Origin of the sequence: Thermodesulfatator indicus DSM 15286 (assembly GCF_000217795.1) — a bacterium.
GTDB lineage: Bacteria > Desulfobacterota > Thermodesulfobacteria > Thermodesulfobacteriales > Thermodesulfatatoraceae > Thermodesulfatator > Thermodesulfatator indicus.
Genome location: NC_015681.1, coordinates 434,157 through 451,144, shown reverse-complemented (window position 1 = coordinate 451,144; position 16,988 = coordinate 434,157). Strand labels below are relative to the sequence as shown.

Below are 16,988 nucleotides of genomic sequence, written 5' to 3'. Positions count from 1 at the left end.
CTAAAAAGGTTTCATCTTTTTCTTTTTAGGTAAGTCCTTCTTGATGGGGATTAAATTTTCACCGTAAAGAACACTTTTTAGCCATTTGAACCCGAATTGTAAGAGAGCCAGATCGTCTTCTTTGATTTTTTCGATGGTTTCCTTGTCAACCTCATATATTTCCAGGAAGCGGCTTTCAAAGACGAAACTCCTAAATCTTTCTGGGTTGGTGCTAACCATAAAGAAGAGTTCCAGGCTCTTTTGGGGAACGTCTATAGGACCAAGGGATTCTTTCTTCATGATGATTTCGGCCCATTCAAGGACAGGCTCTTCAAACTCGGGGATACCTTGAGATTGGCGGTATTCTTCAACGGTGATTTCTGGGCCGGAGTCAAGCCCCTGGCAAAAACCTTCTTTGACCAGGTAGTAAAAGTCCTCGTTGCGGCCTTCGTCCCGGTTGCGAAAGATACCCAGGCCTAGTGGATAATAGCGACAGGCAAGCGGCCGGTCTTCATAAACCTGGCAGCCCTTTTCCGAGACAAAGGGACAGGTTTTATGTTCGTCATTCCGCATTTTTAAGCGAGCTACCGGAAGTTTGGACTTCGGCAGAATGAAGGGCTCAGTGTAAGCCACGAGAAACTGGTCAGTGGTGAGTTTTAGCCGATTACGCAGACGAAGTATGTCATAAGGGGTAAGGGGTAGATAAAGTTCAGAGCAACAGAGTTTGAAACAGGGAACACCAGGACCACAGGTAAACTTAAATTTGGTGTGTGGCTCAAGTTTTATAGGAACGATGATCCTGTCAGTGCCTTTAAGTTCTGTTATAGCTTCACCCATAGGGCCTCCTGGATTATGTAGTCTTCTTGAGATCTTTGCAAAATTCAAAAAAACATAAATTTAGATTGCTTCGGCTGCTGGCGCAGCCTCGCAATGACTCTTTTCCGCTGTCACTGCGAGCCCAGATAGGCGAAGCAGCCTCTTGAATAAGTATTTTGTAAAGGTCTTCCACCCTATGTTAGCGCAGATAGTGGCCGTGAGCAAATTTTTGTTTTGGGGACAGGAAAAAGTTTTTTCTTCCTCTATCACAGAGGCCTATGCACTCTCAGGGATTCTTTTCCCTATTGGTACCTCTATAGGGGCTTACAAATATAGATGAGAAGTGAAAAGTGAGGGCCATCAACTATTTGCCATCTACCATTCTGTCACTGCAAGCGAAGCAGTCTCTTAAGTAAAGCATTTTGCAAAGGTGTCGATTTAGTTTATTAATCCGAGTGTTTTTTACACGACAAAGTATCGCCGCTGACATAATCGCTAAAGCAAAGTAACCTTCGCTGTCACTGCGAGGTCTTGTTAGAGGTCGAAGCAGTCTCAGGGATTGCTTCGCTTCGCTCGCAAGATACTGTGGTTTTTGTCAAGCACTTTGAGCTTCCATTTGCCATTTTTTGTAATTATAGAAAGCAAATATCAATAATTTTCTGGCACAGGCTATTATGGCCACTTTCTTCGGTTTTCCTCTCTTTATCAAACTTTCGTAATACTCTTTTAGTCCCCCTTCTTTACATCTTATGGCACTAAGCGCCCCCATAAAAAGCAAACTCCTTAACCTATTATCCCCTTTCTTGCTTATCCTGGTTACCAGCTTCCTCTTACCAGATTCCTTTACTTCCGGGTCCAATCCTGCTAGAGCTACTACCTCCCGCCGGTTTCTTATCCGCCTCTTCCGAAAAAAGATGTAACAATATGTCGCTATCATCTTCCCTATACCTTTAACTTTCTCTATTTCTTTAACCCCTTTGTTTATGTCGTCATCTTTATTTACTAATTCCTCCATCTCTTTCTTTATCTTCTGAAGCCTCTGCCTTGTTTCTTCTAAGTTTTTCTGTATGTGTTTTTTGCTTTCTTTACTATCTACTGGTACTCTATCTAAATAGTCTAGAAAATTAGATAACTTGTTTTCTATGTTTTGATATAATTGATACTCACTTAACAATAAAGATAATTTCTCTAAATTTTCGTTATATTCTATTTCTTTGATCTCTTCTTCGCTAACTATCTTGTGATATTCGTATAACAGTTTCGCATCAAGATTATCTGTTTTTGCTCTATGACCTAATACTTCTCTTAAACGGGGGACTTTTCTGGGGTTAAGGGATACTACTTTTATCATATTCGTAGCACAGAACTCCTCCAGAAATGCCGAATATGGCCCTGTGGGCTCGTATATCACCACCCTTTTCTTCCTGTCTTCTTTCTTCTTAAAAAACTTCCTCTTAAATTTCTTTAAACCCCTTTCATTTTGAAACTCGTAAACCTTCTGGCCATCAAAAATAACCAATGTATCCTTGGCCACATCCACCCCAAGAAAAGATAAATTTTTCATAGGTCTTCAATTCTCCTTTCTTTGAGATAAAATAAAGATTGTTGGTAGGGAGGTCCTTCCAGGTTTAGCCTTGTATACGGACAGTTTCCGTAATTGGAAACGTCCCGGATACTGTTCAAACACAGGGAAGGACGGCTAATCTTGCGATCGAACAGTTTGCTAAAAAGCAAACGTTCCATGACTCAACAGCCTGTCCCTCCCTACCAACTTTTTTTACTTTAATGCTTTTGCCCTTTACTTAAAACCATACAATGACTCAATTGTCGCCTGTTTAGTGATTCCATTAATATATCAAATTACGATTATTTATGCTGTTATTTTTCTGTATTTAAGACTCTTTAATGCTAGTTTAAGAAAAAGCTTGCCAAATTTCTTTGTTTATTCTATTTAATTTTTAGAGACTATAAAGTTTTAATCACTTGTTGATCAAATAAAAATAAGGAGGGAGTGATGAAGAAGGGGAAATGTTTTTTAAGTATCTGGGTAGTTTTAGCTTTTTTATTTTCAGTTAGTTATAGTATGGCTGCTCAAGATGAAGAAAAGATTAAGAAAGCTTGTATTTCGTGTCACGAAAAGATTAGTCCAGGTCAGGTGATGGATTGGCGTGCCAGTAAACATGCGGCGGAAGATATTTCCTGTGCCGATTGTCATGGAACAGCGCATACTTCAGTAAAAGATGCTGCTAAGGCTAAGCTTCCAGATGAGCACGTGTGTGCTGAATGTCACCAGGAACAGTTTGATCAATTTGTCCGTGGCAAACACAATCTCGGCTGGAAGGCTTTAAACGCCCTTCCCGTTACCCATCTTGAGCCTGACGAATTAATGGAAGGTGGTAAGGGTTGTGGTGGTTGTCATAACATGGGGATAAAGAGTGAAGAAGAAAAGCAAAAACTTCATGCTCAAGGTTATCGCTACCAAAACAACTCCTGTGATGAATGTCACACAAGGCACGCTTTTTCCAAAAAAGAGGCTCTAGATCCCCATGCCTGTCAGCAATGCCACATGGGCTACGACCATCCCCAGTGGGAAATGTGGTCAAGCTCAAAGCACGGCACCCGCTATTTTGCCAAGCTAGCTGGAAACTTACCTGAAGGAGCAGCGGCGCCTAAGTGTCAGGACTGCCACATGCCTAATGGCGACCACGAAAACCGTACAGCCTGGGGATTCCTGGGAGTAAGATTACCTTTACCTGAGGATAAAGATTGGGCCGCAGCGCAGGTTACTATTTTGAAGGCTTTGGGCGTGCTTGACCCTATGACCGGTAAGCCTACCGCTCGCTTGCAGGTAGTTAAAGACCTCCAATTAGCCCGTCTTACCAAAGAAGACTTTGACCGTGAGCGTAACAAAATGAAACAGGTCTGCTATCGTTGCCATTCCAAGGATTACGTTGATTTTCAGTTCAAACAGGCTGACCAGTATTACAAGCAGATTGATATGCTCTTAGCTGAAGCCATAAACATTGTGGCTGACCTCTACAAAGACGGTATCCTCAAAAAGCGTGGTAATCAGGCCTATCCTTATCCGGACTTCTTGTATTTTATGAGAACTGATTATGGAGCTGGTTACGACAAGCTTGAGTATATTGAACAGGTTCTTTTTGAAATGTATATGAAGCACCGCATGAGGGCCTATCAGTCCTTCTTCCACATTAATCCTGACTATGCTTACTGGTACGGCTGGGCCATGATGGTAAAAGACCTCGGAGAAATCAAAGAGCTAGCCAAACAGATGCGGGCTACTCACGGTAAATAGTTCGAAGGGGGGTAACGCCCCCCTTCTTTTTATTTTTTCCGATTTTTAAATCTTTCAATAAGAATCTTGGTACTTATTCTTAACCTTTCTAGAGCAATAGCCACCTGGGTTAATTCATCTTTTACTTTGTTTTCGTCTAAGCCTTTAACACCTAAGTCAACTTCCAGTTTTCCAATACTGATGTTTCGGGCGGCATCTCTCAGTTGTTTAATGCGTGTTATCATCCAGTAAACCGCTACAAAGCTACCAAAAGTCATGAAAATAATTGTCACCAAAATAAGCAGAAGAAAAAAGTTTTCAGGTACTGGTTTTAAGAATTGTGCAGCCGTTCCTCTGAAATCAGGAAAGATAGTAACACTAATAACTCCTCTTATATCTCCTTCTTTGTAATTCATGCCTCTTTTAGCAGCGGGTCCATATTTGTCTAAAATAGCCTGTTTAAAACGAGGATCTAACTCTTCAGGAGTTCCGTGGCATTTAAGGCACCCTTTTTTAACTCTTATGACTTTTACATAGCGATACTTATAGCTACTGAAGTTAAAAAATCCATCTTTTATAAATTTACCAAGCTCTTCTTTTTTCTCTTTCCTTAATGTTTTGATAGCTTCCCTTTCAAATTGATCAGGTATTCCTTGTGGACTAATAGGTCTATCAGAAACTACTTTAAATATCCATCTAAATTCTTTTGCTTTTTTCTCTGATAGACTTGAGAGCTCTCTGGTAGCTAAGGCGGGGTTATGTAAATAAAAGATCGTGTTGACTTCTTCACCAATTAAATTTTCGTTAGTACTAAGCAAACTCGTTTTTTCGTTACTAGCCTTCAATAAATAGCCAAAGTGATTGTCATATTTATCTTTAGTCCATATACCTCCGTAAGAAGCTGTCCATTGTCTAAACATAATGACTTGTTCAGCTACAGTTTTAGCCTTTTCGTATAAAAACCAAGTATATAATTGGTAAATAGTTACGATTGTACATCCTATAAGGCCCAATCCCAGGATAATCCAAAAAGCTATATATTTTGTCAATATTGAAAATTTGTTTGTCATTTAATTCCTCCCTATAATTTCAAAAAATTTTTCTTTTATAGTTTTTGTGCACAAGTCTCCTTCAAATAGGCAATCTTCTGGAATTTTATTAACAACAGTTTCAATAAATATTTGAGCCTTATTAACTGGTATTTTTTCATTTGAAAGATTGAGTTCTTCTAAAGTTTCAAAAATAAGTAGGCCTGCTACAGGACCAACTATTTTAGCTAAAAATTCTTCAAATTTCTCAATTTTATCAAAGTCAATAGTTTTATTGTTTGTTTCTTTCTTAGATAAGATTTCTACTTCTATTAATCCTGCTTTGAAAAGTTTATTTATAGATTTAAGTATCCCTTTTAAGGGAATATTTCCAAAAATAATTTCTTTTATTGGTGTTCCTTTGATTATTTCTCCATAAACCCATAAATCAACGGTGTCAAACTTTTCTTCTTTTAGTTCCCCTCTTATAGTTAGTCCTATTGGATTTTTGGTTAGCTTTTTTATTATATGGCTTATTTCATCTCTTTCTGTGCAAAAATTTAGTAGAAAATGAGATATAGGAATGCTGTTTTGGTTTTCATTTATATTGTTTTCTTCAAAATTAAAATAGAAGTTTTGCCATTCAATATTTATGTAATGGAAATAACTTTTCCATGTTTCAGGTATGTTTTCTTTGTCTTTTAATTTTTTTAAGTTTTTTGAATTTGTCTCTATTTTTTGTATGTTTCTTTTTTTGATTTTTATTGTAAAATTTTCTTTCTCGCTGTTGAGCAATAAATTTCCTTCTTTGTTTTGGTTTTCAATAATTTGTAAAATGTCAAAAACTTCTTCAATGCTTTTGGCTTTGCCGGTAAAGGCCATTATTCAATCCTTTCAAGGACTTTAACTAATATCTTTTTCGTAAGTTTTCTGTTGATAATTTCTTTAATTTTTTCTTCTATTTCGTCTATAGTTTCTTTGACTGTTTGGACTATTTCTTCTTCAGAAATTTTTTCTTTTTTTATTTCTTCCTTAATTAAAGAAATGGGCACTAGCTTTTCTTTATGGTCTTGTTCGTAAATCGCTTCTTTTTCTTCGTCTTCACCTTTAAATATATCGTCCATGTCACCAAATATTTCTTGAATTATTTTTTCTTTTTTTATTTCGTCAGTTTTAATCATCTTTTCCCTCCTCTATTATAATTTTACTAATCTTTTCTTTTTCTTCCGTTGTAAAGTTTATCTTTTTTATAAAATCGTTTATGGCTATTTTAAATGGTTTTATAAATTCACTTGATTTTTCAGTTTCTTTTATTTTGAGTTCTCCTTTTTCTAGTTCATAAGCTCCTAAAAATGGATCTATTATTGGATATTTTTCGGCTAAGTTTTGATGTATATAAAAGAGAAATTCTTCTACAAAATTTTTTTTGTATTTTTCTTGATAAATGGCTGACAATTCTTTTAGGGCTTTTTTTATTTTTTCTAACTCTTTTTTGCTATCTAGTTTTTTCCCTTTGTAAATTCTTGCTATTATTTTTTGATTTTCGGTAAAGATTTCTTTTTCAGCTAAGTTCCAAATAATCTTTCCTTCCCATAGATAAATTGCTTGTGCTTTTTCTTCTGTGTCTATTTCTATTATGCAGTTTTCTTTTCTTTTCTTTAAGGCTACTGTCTTGCTGCCAAGATCAAGGCCAAAGGTTTCTAATTTAGATGTTAGCCCTTTGCTTAATAACTTTTGCAAAATAAATATTTCGTCTGGATAACTTTGATATGCGTTTATTATTCCTTTTTTGGCTTTCCATATGTTTTCAACCCTACTTATAGAAATTTCTTGACGAATTTTTTCTTTTTCTTCTATAAAGCCTAGAAGGCTTCCTTCTTCAAAGAGCCCTATCAATTCGTGATTGTTATTGAAGGAAACTCTTAATAATCCTGTAAACAATTCCCCGCCAAAGGTCTGAATAAGATTTGCAGGGGTAGTCATATCCGTAGGAATGTTTTCAAATTTTTTCGGGAAAGGTGGAACAACCATTGATTTACCTCTTTTTTTGTTCCTTTTCGGAAAAATTTTTTAAAAAATTAAATTTCGACTCTTTTATTTATTATTTACAAAAATCCTTATTTGGCCTATCTTTCAGAACGAAAATTTTGTGGGAGTGGCTTAATGGAAAAACAGGTTATGTTTGCTTCTATTCCGCCTATAAATGAGCTTAAAGAACGACTTAGTTCTTGCTTTCCTCAAGTTCCAGAAAAACTTTTGCTTCTTGCGGCCAGAGAGGCAGCTTCTCAAATAAGAAGTGAAATTTTAGAAGGGAAAAGAATTTCTCTTTCAAAAGAAGAAGTCTTCGAATTAGCTCAAAAAGTTTTACAAGAAAAATTAACGCCAAGTCTTAGGCGAGTCATAAATGCTACGGGTGTGGTCGTCCATACCAATCTCGGACGTTCGCCTTTAGCCAAAGAGGCTTTAGAAGCTATACAAGAAGTGGCTGCTTACTATTCTAATCTGGAATATGATTTGGCCGAAGGTAAGCGTGGTAGCCGATATGTCCATATAGAAAAAATTGTTCGCGAGATTACCGGGGCTGAAGCAGCGTTGGTGGTCAATAATAACGCCGCAGCTGTGCTTTTAACTTTAAACACCCTGGCGCTTGGGAAAGAGGTTATTGTTTCTCGCGGGGAATTGGTAGAAATTGGGGGCTCTTTTCGTATCCCTGACGTGATGGTCCGTTCAGGGGCCATATTGAGAGAAGTGGGGACTACCAATCGTACTCATCTGCGTGATTACGAAGAAGCCATTAATGAAAATACAGCTTTGCTCCTTAAAGTCCACAAAAGTAATTACGCCTTACTCGGTTTTACTAAAGAGGTCTCTGGCAAAGAACTAGTGGAGCTTGGTCGAAAATATAACCTGCCAGTTGTAGAAGACTTGGGAAGTGGTTGTTTTGTTGATTTAACCAAGTTTGGGCTCCCCAAAGAGCCCACAGTCCAAGAGGTTTTGGCCTCAGGAATTGATGTGGTAACTTTCTCTGGAGATAAACTTTTGGGTGGCCCACAGGCAGGTATTATTGTAGGCCGAAAAGAACTTATAGAACAAATACGCAAAAATCCCCTTAACCGGGCGGTAAGAATAGACAAAATGACCATAGCCGGGCTTGAGGCTACCCTTAGGCTTTATCGCGATGAAAAAGAGGCCCTTTCTAAAATACCTACTTTGTATTTTATCTCTCTGCCGCCTGAAGAAATAAAGAAAAAGGCAAAACAGCTCAGACGCCGCTTAAGAAAGAAATTGCCTAAAGAAGTCAGTCTAAAAATAATTCAGACTACGTCTCGTGTAGGTGGCGGTGCTATGCCTCTTTCCAATCCGATATCTTATGCTTTAGTTATTGATACACCTAAGTTTACAGCAGCTAAGTTAGAGCGTGCCTTAAGAAACTCCTCTCCACCGATTATAGGTCGTATAGAAAATGAACGCTTTTTACTTGATATGAGAACAGTTTTTCCTGAAGAGTTTTCTGTTATTACTGAGGTATTAGCTAACATATTAGGGGAGGCCTAGTGAAAACACTTTCTAGTTGGGCCCTTAAGCATCTTTTACCTTTACTTTCCGAGACCGTTTCGCCTCTTTTGCCAGTAAAATTTAAACTTTCAGCAGAAGATGGACATTTACCTTTAAAGTTTAATGGAGAAAAGATAGCTTATTTACAATTTGACCCTCTGCCTCCCGAAGAAGAATTAAAAAAGTGGCAATCATTGCTCCTAGCTTACTTTGAGCAAACTTTGTACTTGCTTGTTAAAGAACGATTTATCAAAGAACGGCCTGGTCCTGAATTTTTGAAGCGAGAGTTAGAGAAAAGAAAACTTACTGGATTTCTTCTGAAATTAAATAAATCTGTCACCCTTCCTGAAAAAGTTTATGCCCTATCAACAAAAATTTATTTTGTGCCTGCGGAGGAAATAAAACCCAGATCATTCTTGAAAAGTTTGTGGCAAGAAGGGATAGAGTTTTCGGCTATTTCTTGTTTGCTAACCTCACCTGATGACGTGAAACAGGCCCTTGAAACTTTATTACTATCTGAGAATTTTGGTTTCTGCTGGCTTACGGAAAAGGGAGAAGATTACTTTCCTGTTTCCGTTATTTTCGAACATCGAGCCTTTTTCAAAAAATTACTTAAAGAGGCTAATGGACACATACTTGTATGGGCCAAAGGGCCAAGAGATTCCCTAAATTGTTTACTTAAAAAAGCAAAAGGGAATTTATTTTTATCTGAAAATGAAGCCATTTTTGTCCTCACTGAAAGTATAGATAACCTAACAACGCTGCTTTCTTCTCTTTCTTTAAGGGCAGGGGTCAGGCCGCCTAAAAAAACGTCTTCGCCTTTAAAAGAACTTTGGGCCGCTTTTGAGCACGCCAAAAGACTCCCTCATGAGAAACCAGTAGTCTTTGAGCCTTATAGCCTTCATGTCTTGGGAGATGTTCTGCTAGATATGGGAGACTTATTTGGCGCTTTAAAGTGTTATCTTGAGGCCGAAGCTGAGACCCCGCAGCCGGTAGAGCTTTTAAATAGCTTGGCTTATATATATCTTGAGCTACGAGACTTTGAAAAAAGTGAAAAAGCCCTCAGACGGGCTATCTCTATTTCGCCAAAAGACCCCATGCTTCACTACAACTTAGGACTTTTCCTGCAAAAAATAGGCAAAAATCCGTTGGCGGCCCTTGAAAAAGCTTATTCTTTAGCGCCGAGTGAAGCTATTTTTGCGGAATCTTTGGCTTCACATCTGACGAAAGATAACTCATGGGCAAAAGTAAAAGATATTTTAGAAAATCTGGCTATTTCCAACAAAGGGAAATTATTACTGGCCAAAGCCTATTACGAACTTGGCGAACTGGATAAAGCCTTTGAAATGTTTCGTTCACTGGCCAATGAGGAACCCCAGAATCTGGAGGTGCTGGGCTATTTGGCTTTGCTATATATACAATTAAAAGGTGAGTTTGAAGTGGCTGAGGCTGTGATTTCTCAGCTTAATACCAGTGACTCTCTAAAAAGCCTTGCCGAAAATATCAGGTTTTTTCTGGAGGCACGGGCATGAGGCTTACAGTTTTAGGCTCTGGGACCGGCTGGCCGCGTCTGGAACGTGGAGCCCCCGGTTATCTTTTGCAAATCGAAAAGGAAAATATCCTTCTTGACATTGGCCCTGGGACTATTCCACGTATATTGAAAACAGGTTTAACTTTGCCAGATATTGACGCTATATTCTTAAGCCATTTCCACCCAGATCATGTTACAGATTTGATACCCTTTTTCTTTGCTACCCGCTATTCTTTGGGATATAACAGGCAAAAGCCGTTTCTTTTAGTAGCTGGAGACGGTTTTTCTTCTTTTTTTGAAGGGCTAAAAAGTGCTTTTGGGAAATGGGTGGTTCCCCCTCTTGGACTACTCGAAATTCAGGAGCTGTCTTGTACTTACGAAGCGGCCTTTATGTGCCCACCTTTTACCGTGCGCTCGGCCCCGGTCAAGCATAATCCTGAAAGCCTGGCCTATCGTTTTGAATACCAGGGGAAAAGCCTAGTTTACTCAGGAGATACGGATTACACAGAAAACTTGGTAAAACTGGCCCACGAGGCAGATCTTTTAATCCTTGAGTGTTCGGCCCCTGAGGGCATGAAAAAAGAAGGCCATCTTACTCCGAGCCTTTGCGGACGCATTGCCGGTGAGGCTCGGGTTAAAAAATTAATGCTTACCCATTTTTATCCACCCTGCGATGAGACAGATCTTATTTCTCCCTGTCGGGCCTTCTATGACGGCGAAATTATTCTGGCCATAGATTTCTTAACCTTTGAACTTTAACCGAGAGTTAAAGGGCCTTCGGTTTCTCCCTCTTTCCATTCTATTTCAATTTCAAGGGAATATTTTGTTTTCGAGGTCTTGATTTTTTCTTCGGCTTTTATTTCCAGAATAACGTTTTCAGGTATGGCCAGGGTAATTTCTTCTGAACCTTTACGAAGAGTTATTTTCCCTTGCACGATTTTTTCAGCCAGAGTTTTCAAAAAATCAGCCACTTCAGCTAAAGACTTGGGCTCTTCAGACTTAAAAAGAACTTTTTCTTGGGCCATAAGACCTCCTAATTAATGGAAACTTTTTATATAACAAAGTACCATTACTGGGCGATTTAGTGGACGCGGCGATTTCTTTTGGGAAGGGGGCTCAAGGCCCCCTTTTTATTTACTCGATACCCATACCAGCGATGTTCGGAAGTTCCATGCCCTGATGAAAGAGCCAGGAAATCAAACAGGCTACAGGAATGATGAAGAAGAAGAGCCCTATAAGGTAGACCCAGACCATCTTACCGAACTGCGCTTCTTTGAGTTTTTTGAAGTCGGTAATAATACCTAGGCTTAAGAAGGTGAGCATGAAGAAGAGCTTTCGCATACCTTTTTCTACCGGAACCGCTCCAGCCTTGGCTGCTTTTAAAATAGCCATACCTTCAGGAGCACCGGCATGTCCTGGACCAAAGAAAATGGTTAAGTAAATAATCCAGGCCGCAAAGTAACCAATTACGAATTTGGGGAAGCGATGCCAGACTTCTATAGCTGGGACTTTTTCGCCTGGACGTTTCTCTACCACATAGCACCAAAGTAGAGCCAGGATAAAGGCCCAGAGACCGATGAACATGTCAATCCAGAGCTTGGTAACAACGGCGCTTACGGTGATGATACCTTCAGGCCACTGGACGGCACCGTTGGTGTCTTTGGCGATTTTGGCCCGCAAAAGTTCGTCAAGAAGTTCACCAGCGGCGGCGTCAGCACCGTCTGTTTTAACCGAAAGACCCATGGCCGGGCCGGCAATTAAGGCTCCCTCAGGGCCAGGCCATACGTAAGTAAAGAACCAGGGCAAAACGATTAGCTCTATCACGGCGTAAACCACGACCAAAGCGGAGACCATAATAGAGACCACAGGTTTGGCCCTAACCGCACCACCCGTAGCTACGGCCGCGGAAACACCGCAAATGGAGATACCAGAGCCAAGAACGGCTGCGGTTTTACGGGGAAGTTTAAAAAGTCTACGGGAGATGGTGTAAATACCGGGCCAAAAGATGAGATAAGCCACAAAGGTAGCTACAGCTCCGGCCAAGAATAGTTCAAAGGTAAGCCCGGCTACTTTGTGACCGAGTTTTTGGGAGAAAGTAGCCATTTTAATAGGAAGATAACCAACTTTTACACCCAAAAATACGATAGCGGTTTTGATGTACCACTCAGGTTTAGCTGCTTCGGATAAGAATCTTGCCAGTGGTTTAAAAAAGTTTCCAATTATCAAGCCCACAATAAGGGCCAAGATAAAAGAAGCACCACCACCCAGAGAAAGGGTAAACATATCGGGAAAGTGGCTTTTCTTGAGGTGTACCGTAGTAGCGGCAAAAAAGGCGTGGTGCCCAATAAACCAACAAAGATAAGTCAGAAAGAAAATAACCGTCCATCCTAAGAAAAATTGGCGAACATTCCAGCGCATGAAATAGGCGCCAATACACAAGGGAATGGTAAAGGCCACATAGGTTATAAGTATGCCACCAATGGGCCCAATAGACTTCCAAAATTCTTTGGCCGTCAAGCTATACTTGGCGCCTAGAGGATAAAAGGCCTGGTACCAGGGAACTATTTTTTTGGGGATGGCCCCTTCGGGCATCTTGAATACCCAAATTTTGGGGTAAGTAATCCAGCCGACCAAATCAATGCCCCATACGCTCAAAAGGCCCAATATCATGAAAAAGCTACCGATCCATACCGCCCACCAGTCTTCCTGGGTGAGCATGCCGTAAGTCCAGCCTTTTTTTTCTTGTGACATTTTACTTCACCTCCTCAATTTCTATGATGCGGGAAAAATAATGTTGCATGTATTGCCGCATCCATTGGGGGATGGTCATCATGTCAAAATACATGTTGACTCTTTTGATGTTTTTACTAGCTAAATCTGGATTGTTTTTGATAGTTCTTGCCACCTTGCGGTCCAGTTCATCAAGTTCAGGAGCTTCCACTTTAAAACCTTCGGCTTCTACTACCCAGTTTTTCCCGTCGTGCCAAATAGTGGCCTGAAGCTCCATGCCTAACCTCCAGCATTAATGATTGAGGTCGGTACGATAAATAGACCGATAAGCAAAATGATAAAAGCCACAATAAAAGAACCTACTACCAACTTGGTTTCCCAAGACTCCCAGGGCTCAGCCCCGGATAAAACATCTTCTGCCTCAAGGGCATCAGCACTCAAAGAACCTGTTCCGTGAACTTCTTTCTTTTTTTCTTCTGCCATTTTCCTCCTCCTTCATTTTAGGTTTGCAATTTCATTTAACTTTCTTTTACGCCTAAAATTTGCATTTCACCTCCTTTCTGAATTTTCTACTGTTTTAGTAAGCAAACTTTGTTCCAAGAGTTGGGGACAGGCAAAATAGTTGAAAAATAAGGCCGGCCAGAAATGATTGGTCTTGAAAAATGCTATCTAGAGTTTGCACTGCCAACTAGAGTTGGCATTTGAGTGCTATCTAAAGTTGGCAGGGTCCAGACCGTAGCGTTTTAGAATTTTTTGGAGAGATTGTCTTTTAATCCCGCTTATTTCTGCGGCTCGGGTTATATTTCCTTTAGTTCGCTCAAGAAGATGTTTTACATAATTTACCGTAAAGTTTGAAAGAACTTTTTCTTTAAGAACTTTGTAAGGAAGAGAAAGATCAATATCTAGTTGGGCGTTATCTTCCGCAAGTGCTTTAGGAGACAAATTTTTTTTCTGCGTTAAAGGAATGTTTTCAAGAGAGATTATATCAGAAGGAGAGGTTACTACGGCGGCCTTAATTACATTTTCAAGCTGGCGAATGTTTCCCGGCCACGGATATTCCATAAAAAAATCAATTACTTCAGGACATACATATTTAGGTGGAATGCCAAGCTCTTTGGCTGTTTTTTTGAGGAAATGGTCTACCAAAAGAGGAATATCTTCTCTGATTTCTCTAAGGGGTGGCATTTCAATGGTAACCACGTTTAAACGATAAAAGAGATCAGCCCTAAAAGTTCCTTCTTTAACTTTTTCTTCGAGATCCTGGTTAGTAGAAGCAATTATACGCACATCAACTTTTTTGGTTTGAGTAGATCCAAGGGGTTTTATTTCTTTTTCCTGAAGAACTCTTAATAGCTTGGTTTGTACAGAAGAAGTTATATCGCCTATTTCATCAAGAAAAATGGTCCCTTTGTGGGCTTCTTCAAAGAGGCCACGGTGATCAGAGGTGGCATTAGTAAAGGCCCCCTTGCGATAGCCAAATAGCTCGCTTTCAAGGATAGGCTCTGGAAGAGCAGGGCAATTTACAGTGATCATGGGCCTGTTGGCTCGACGACTTAAAGCATGAATAGCCCGGGCGGCGAGTTCTTTTCCTGTGCCAGATTCACCTAAGATAAGAACAGTTACATCAGTAGGGGCCACCATACGAATGGTTTCGAATATTTTTTTTAAATGAGTACTTTGGCCTACAAAATTTTCAAAAATTTTTGCCCCTACCTGTTTTTGAAGACGCTTGTTTTCTCGGATAAGACGGCCTCTTTCCAGGCCCTTTTTGAGTACATGAAGTAGTTGTTCATCTTCAAAAGGTTTCTGAATAAAATCATAAGCACCTTCTTTTACCGCACGTACTGCCTGATCAATGGTGCCGTAAGCGGTGATAATCACAAAAGTTATGTCAGGATATAGTTTTTTGACTTCTTTTAAAAGGGAAAACCCGTCCATTTCGGGCATTCTCACGTCTGCTAAAATCAGGTCTACCTCTTGTTGCTCAAGAATTTTAAGGGCTACTTGGCCGTTTTCTGCAGTAAGGACCCGACAATGAAGTTCTATTTCCACGAGACGTTTTAGGCCTTCAAGAAGGTCTTTTTCATCATCAACTATAAGGATGGTTTCTTTCATCGTTTGTCTCAACAGGCAGAATTATGGTAAAGATTGTTCCCTCACCTGGCCGGCTTTCCACAAAAATCTGGCCTCCATGGTCTTTTACGATACCGTAACTTACGGAAAGACCAAGCCCTGTTCCCTCTCCGGGAGCTTTGGTGGTAAAAAACGGATCAAATATTTTATCTATTATTGTTTCAGGAATACCACAGCCTGTATCTGAAATTTTAATAATGACCCGATTTTTAACTTTGTCAAAATGTGTGCTAACTTTGATTTCGCCTTTTTGTTCGATAGCTTGTAAGGCGTTTAGCAACATATTCATAAAGACCTGTTTTATTTTATCCCAATCAACCCAAAGCGCTGGAAGCTCAGGAGATAAATCTAGATAAAGATTTATTTTTCTTTTTTGGAGTCTTGTGGCAAAGAGTTCAGCTACTTCTTTGATTATGTCATTTATGTTGGCTTTGACTTTTTTATACTCAGTTGGCCGAGAAAAGTTAAGCAGGTTTTGCAAGATATCTTGACACATTTTGACGTGCTTTTTGATTGTTTCTAGGTCTTTTAATGCCTGTTCGTCTTTTGAGTTGGTTTTAGCTAAAAGATTGGCATAACACTTGATTACACTTAAGGAGTTGTTTATTTCGTGAGCTAGCCCCGCAGCTAGTTGCCCCACAGCGGCTAATTTTTCCGTGGTGATAATATGTTTTTCTATAAGTTTCTTTTCGGTTATATCGCGAAAAAGGCCAACGTAAAGGGTCAAGCCGTTTACTTCGATGGCTTTACTAGCGGTAACTAAAACCTGAAAACGTTTTCCCTCACGATTTACTACTATGGTTTCCCAATCCTTTATCTGGCTTTTTTCAACTAATTTACTTATAAAGGCAATGGCATCTTGGTGGTCCCAGAAAAGTTGTTCAATGGTTTCGATACCGAGAGCTTCTTCCTTACTAATGAATCCAAAAAATTTGAGTCCTGCAGGATTTATATCTACCAGTTTGTTTTCTCTGTTCCACATTAAAATGGCATCTTGTGATGATTCAAAAAGCGAGCGATATTTTTGTTCTGATTTTTGGAGTTCGGTATGTATTCTTTTTACTTCTAGGGCGAGGTCTTCAAGAGAAGAGGTGATACGTTCAACGTTATCGTCAACAGAAAGATTTTTAAATTTTTCTGTATGGATAATACTACTTAAGTAAACAGAAAGTTTTCTTAAACTGGGCAAAAATTCATACTGAAGAAGGAGTCTTACAGAGAAAACCAGAAAAATTAGAAGTCCTACACCGAAAAGAAAACTAGAAAGCACTTGTTTTTTAAGTGTAACTAGGGCTGGGCCTATAGGGATATAGACGGCATCTATAGCTACAATTTGACCAGGCTTATAGTAATAACCTCCAGTGTTCCCGTAAATTTTTATTAATTCACGAGGAGCTTTGCGGGGGTCTCCGTGGCATTTTAGACAAGATTTTTCAGCATAAATTGGTCTAAACCTGCCAAAATATATAGTTCCTTTACGGTCAAGTAATTTGGTTATTTCTTTCACGTTTGAATGTTTGAATTCGTCAATTATTTTTATTTCCAAGATATCTGCTTTGTTTATGGGATTACGAGGATTTAAGGCAGCTCTTTTGTATTCCATGTAAGGAAAATATTTACCTATGCGCTTCATTATTTCTCGGCCTACATGGGAAGTGGACATGGCTTCAGGAATAAAACGCTCGTCAGAAAAAATTTTATACATTTTGGGACGCAGGACTTCTTTAACGTAAAGTCTGGTAGCTTCAGCGGTAACAATAAAAATTTCCGTTTCTTTATCGGCCTGCTCAATAATTTGAGAGCGCTGATAAGAATAATAAAAGAGGCAAATAGAAGCTGCTAAGGGTAATAAAAAAATAACCAGCCAACTTTGGCGCAAAAGTTTTAACATATATCAAATTTTGCTGCTTTTTTAGATACT

General features: G+C 39.3%; 16 protein-coding genes. 4 read left to right on the top strand and 12 right to left on the bottom strand.

The window, feature by feature from the left end:
- Both THEIN_RS02145 and THEIN_RS02140 read right to left on the bottom strand, forming a co-directional pair.
- Positions 1-816: a YkgJ family cysteine cluster protein gene (locus THEIN_RS02145; RefSeq protein ID WP_013907054.1), complete on the bottom strand. Its 816-nt coding sequence runs from the start codon at positions 814-816 to the stop codon at positions 1-3.
- 574 nt (positions 817-1,390) lie between these two features.
- A complete protein-coding gene (locus THEIN_RS02140; RefSeq protein WP_013907053.1) occupies positions 1,391-2,359 on the bottom strand; it encodes an IS110 family RNA-guided transposase in 969 nt (322 codons plus the stop codon).
- A 450-nt stretch (positions 2,360-2,809) separates the two neighbouring features.
- Between THEIN_RS02140 and THEIN_RS02135 the strand changes: the two genes are divergently transcribed.
- Positions 2,810-4,111, top strand: a complete 1,302-nt coding sequence (locus THEIN_RS02135) for a multiheme c-type cytochrome (protein WP_013907052.1) — start codon at positions 2,810-2,812, stop codon at positions 4,109-4,111.
- Between the two features lie 29 nt (positions 4,112-4,140).
- Here THEIN_RS02135 and THEIN_RS02130 read toward each other — a convergent pair whose 3' ends face one another.
- Genes THEIN_RS02130 through THEIN_RS12120 form a run of 4 tightly spaced genes read right to left on the bottom strand, consistent with a single transcriptional unit; the run spans position 4,141 to position 7,149 of the window.
- On the bottom strand, positions 4,141-5,160 hold the full coding sequence (locus THEIN_RS02130; protein WP_013907051.1) for a Tll0287-like domain-containing protein: 1,020 nt from the start codon (positions 5,158-5,160) through the stop codon (positions 4,141-4,143).
- Positions 5,161-6,000 (bottom strand): DUF8082 domain-containing protein, encoded by an 840-nt coding sequence (locus tag THEIN_RS02125; protein ID WP_013907050.1) that lies wholly within the window; start codon positions 5,998-6,000, stop codon positions 5,161-5,163.
- Positions 6,000-6,299: a hypothetical protein gene (locus tag THEIN_RS12125; protein WP_013907049.1), complete on the bottom strand. Its 300-nt coding sequence runs from the start codon at positions 6,297-6,299 to the stop codon at positions 6,000-6,002. Before THEIN_RS12125 ends, THEIN_RS02125 begins: the two co-directional genes overlap by 1 nt.
- Positions 6,292-7,149 carry a hypothetical protein gene (locus THEIN_RS12120; RefSeq protein ID WP_013907048.1) on the bottom strand — a complete coding sequence of 286 codons (858 nt, stop codon included), beginning with the start codon at positions 7,147-7,149 and terminating at the stop codon, positions 6,292-6,294. Before THEIN_RS12120 ends, THEIN_RS12125 begins: the two co-directional genes overlap by 8 nt.
- A gap of 132 nt (positions 7,150-7,281) precedes the next feature.
- Between THEIN_RS12120 and selA the strand changes: the two genes are divergently transcribed.
- From selA to THEIN_RS02100, 3 genes are read left to right on the top strand one after another with little or no spacing between them, the layout of a single operon-like run.
- The gene (gene selA, locus THEIN_RS02110; protein ID WP_013907047.1) at positions 7,282-8,673 is read left to right on the top strand and encodes an L-seryl-tRNA(Sec) selenium transferase; all 1,392 of its coding nucleotides are present in this window, start codon (positions 7,282-7,284) and stop codon (positions 8,671-8,673) included.
- On the top strand, positions 8,673-10,205 hold the full coding sequence (locus THEIN_RS02105; protein ID WP_013907046.1) for a tetratricopeptide repeat protein: 1,533 nt from the start codon (positions 8,673-8,675) through the stop codon (positions 10,203-10,205). The genes selA and THEIN_RS02105 overlap by 1 nt, the downstream gene beginning before the upstream one ends.
- Positions 10,202-10,963 carry an MBL fold metallo-hydrolase gene (locus tag THEIN_RS02100; RefSeq protein WP_013907045.1) on the top strand — a complete coding sequence of 254 codons (762 nt, stop codon included), beginning with the start codon at positions 10,202-10,204 and terminating at the stop codon, positions 10,961-10,963. Before THEIN_RS02105 ends, THEIN_RS02100 begins: the two co-directional genes overlap by 4 nt.
- On the opposite strand, the gene THEIN_RS02095 is transcribed toward THEIN_RS02100, so the two are convergent.
- The 6 genes from THEIN_RS02095 to THEIN_RS02070 all read right to left on the bottom strand — a co-directional run bounded on the left by THEIN_RS02095 (position 10,960) and on the right by THEIN_RS02070 (position 16,958).
- Positions 10,960-11,229: an amphi-Trp domain-containing protein gene (locus tag THEIN_RS02095; RefSeq protein WP_013907044.1), complete on the bottom strand. Its 270-nt coding sequence runs from the start codon at positions 11,227-11,229 to the stop codon at positions 10,960-10,962. The two genes, THEIN_RS02100 and THEIN_RS02095, sit on opposite strands and share 4 nt — an antisense overlap.
- Positions 11,230-11,338: 109 nt before the next feature.
- Complete coding sequence (locus THEIN_RS02090) at positions 11,339-12,955, bottom strand: putative sulfate exporter family transporter (RefSeq protein WP_013907043.1); 1,617 nt, start codon at positions 12,953-12,955, stop codon at positions 11,339-11,341.
- A gap of 1 nt (position 12,956) precedes the next feature.
- Positions 12,957-13,211: a DUF5395 domain-containing protein gene (locus tag THEIN_RS02085; RefSeq protein ID WP_013907042.1), complete on the bottom strand. Its 255-nt coding sequence runs from the start codon at positions 13,209-13,211 to the stop codon at positions 12,957-12,959.
- Positions 13,212-13,213: 2 nt separating this feature from the next.
- Positions 13,214-13,417: a hypothetical protein gene (locus THEIN_RS02080; RefSeq protein ID WP_013907041.1), complete on the bottom strand. Its 204-nt coding sequence runs from the start codon at positions 13,415-13,417 to the stop codon at positions 13,214-13,216.
- Between the two features lie 225 nt (positions 13,418-13,642).
- Complete coding sequence (locus THEIN_RS02075; protein ID WP_013907040.1) at positions 13,643-15,049, bottom strand: sigma-54-dependent transcriptional regulator; 1,407 nt, start codon at positions 15,047-15,049, stop codon at positions 13,643-13,645.
- Complete coding sequence (locus THEIN_RS02070; protein WP_013907039.1) at positions 15,024-16,958, bottom strand: c-type heme family protein; 1,935 nt, start codon at positions 16,956-16,958, stop codon at positions 15,024-15,026. Before THEIN_RS02070 ends, THEIN_RS02075 begins: the two co-directional genes overlap by 26 nt.
- Between the last annotated feature and the right edge of the window lie 30 nt (positions 16,959-16,988).

Excerpts from the sequence above, each read along its gene's own strand:
- selA (WP_013907047.1), top strand. The coding sequence starts at position 7,282 with ATGGAAAAACAGGTTATGTTTGCTTCTATTCCGCCTATAAATGAGCTT.
- THEIN_RS02145 (WP_013907054.1), bottom strand. The coding sequence starts at position 816 with ATGGGTGAAGCTATAACAGAACTTAAAGGCACTGACAGGATCATCGTT.
- THEIN_RS12120 (WP_013907048.1), bottom strand. The coding sequence starts at position 7,149 with ATGGTTGTTCCACCTTTCCCGAAAAAATTTGAAAACATTCCTACGGAT.
- THEIN_RS02140 (WP_013907053.1), bottom strand. The coding sequence starts at position 2,359 with ATGAAAAATTTATCTTTTCTTGGGGTGGATGTGGCCAAGGATACATTG.
- THEIN_RS02125 (WP_013907050.1), bottom strand. The coding sequence starts at position 6,000 with ATGGCCTTTACCGGCAAAGCCAAAAGCATTGAAGAAGTTTTTGACATT.
- THEIN_RS02080 (WP_013907041.1), bottom strand. The coding sequence starts at position 13,417 with ATGGCAGAAGAAAAAAAGAAAGAAGTTCACGGAACAGGTTCTTTGAGT.
- THEIN_RS02135 (WP_013907052.1), top strand. The coding sequence starts at position 2,810 with ATGAAGAAGGGGAAATGTTTTTTAAGTATCTGGGTAGTTTTAGCTTTT.
- THEIN_RS02070 (WP_013907039.1), bottom strand. The coding sequence starts at position 16,958 with ATGTTAAAACTTTTGCGCCAAAGTTGGCTGGTTATTTTTTTATTACCC.
- THEIN_RS02100 (WP_013907045.1), top strand. The coding sequence starts at position 10,202 with ATGAGGCTTACAGTTTTAGGCTCTGGGACCGGCTGGCCGCGTCTGGAA.
- THEIN_RS02075 (WP_013907040.1), bottom strand. The coding sequence starts at position 15,049 with ATGAAAGAAACCATCCTTATAGTTGATGATGAAAAAGACCTTCTTGAA.
- THEIN_RS02095 (WP_013907044.1), bottom strand. The coding sequence starts at position 11,229 with ATGGCCCAAGAAAAAGTTCTTTTTAAGTCTGAAGAGCCCAAGTCTTTA.
- THEIN_RS02085 (WP_013907042.1), bottom strand. The coding sequence starts at position 13,211 with ATGGAGCTTCAGGCCACTATTTGGCACGACGGGAAAAACTGGGTAGTA.
- THEIN_RS12125 (WP_013907049.1), bottom strand. The coding sequence starts at position 6,299 with ATGATTAAAACTGACGAAATAAAAAAAGAAAAAATAATTCAAGAAATA.
- THEIN_RS02090 (WP_013907043.1), bottom strand. The coding sequence starts at position 12,955 with ATGTCACAAGAAAAAAAAGGCTGGACTTACGGCATGCTCACCCAGGAA.
- THEIN_RS02130 (WP_013907051.1), bottom strand. The coding sequence starts at position 5,160 with ATGACAAACAAATTTTCAATATTGACAAAATATATAGCTTTTTGGATT.